The sequence below is a fragment of the Kocuria sp. CPCC 205261 genome, from assembly GCF_040981025.1.
In the GTDB taxonomy this organism is placed as follows: Bacteria; Actinomycetota; Actinomycetes; order Actinomycetales; family Micrococcaceae; genus Kocuria; species Kocuria marina.
The window spans coordinates 1-952 of the sequence record NZ_JAVKPU010000044.1; the positions used below are offsets into that span (position 1 = coordinate 1).

A 952-nucleotide genomic window follows, 5' to 3' on the forward strand; every position below is an offset into this window, starting at 1 on the left:
TCGATACGGTTGGGCAGAAGATGCAGACTAAAGCAGCACCCATACGGGAGGGGGTAATAGTAATCAAGCAAGAAACCACCATGCAGGAACTCCAGCAATTCGCTGCGGTCTGCAAGGAACGTTTCGGTATTGAAGCGTTTCAAATCCATATACACAAGGACGAAGGATACATGAACGCAAAGCAATGGACACCTAACCTTCACGCCCATGTAGTTTTCGATTGGACGCAGCCGAACGGGAAGAGTGTGCGTTTATCGCGTGATGACATGGCAGAACTCCAAACCATAGCATCTGAAGCACTGGGCATGGAACGTGGTGTTTCTTCTGATCGCAAACACTTATCGGCTATGCAGTACAAGACCGAATGTGCGAAAGAACAGCTTCAGGAACTATCCAACGATATATCCAGTGCGTTAGACAAGCACAAGGACGTGCAAAACCAGCTTCTTCAGCTTCAGAAAGAACTACGTTCCATTGAAACAAAGAAAAAGGTCCAAAAACTCATTTCTAAGGCTTCAGAGAAGTTTTACGGCTTGATAGGGAAAACGGTTAACGATAGGGAAAAAGATGCCTTAAAAGCCAAAATAAAGGCTTTAGAGGGGGAAAATGAACAGCTATCCGATAGACTGGGAAAGGCTATACTTGAAAAAGAGCGAAACGGCACAAAGGTATTCAAAGCCGAGAACGACAAGGAGTATTATAGACAGCAAATGGACAATGCAAGGACAACCAGTAACCGACTAAGAACGGAGAACCAAGAACTAAAGACCGAAACCAAGGAATTGAAAAAAGAACTTGGTAAGATGAAAGACTTGTTCAATTCCGAACAACTGGAGGCTTTAAGGCATCATTTCCCAAACATATCAAAAGCTATGGAAGAGGGGAAAGACCTACTCAAGCAAATCACCAGAAGCAGAGGTTTCGGCATGGGTATGTAACCCCCCCCCCGCCC

General features: G+C 45.1%; 1 protein-coding gene. It reads left to right on the forward strand.

Translation table 11 applies throughout. The features are described from left to right. Positions 1 to 938, forward strand: a 938-nt coding sequence (locus RF646_RS13300; RefSeq protein WP_368836237.1) for a mobilization protein, incomplete at its 5' end; no start/stop codon positions are given. Positions 939 to 952: the final 14 nt, after the last annotated feature.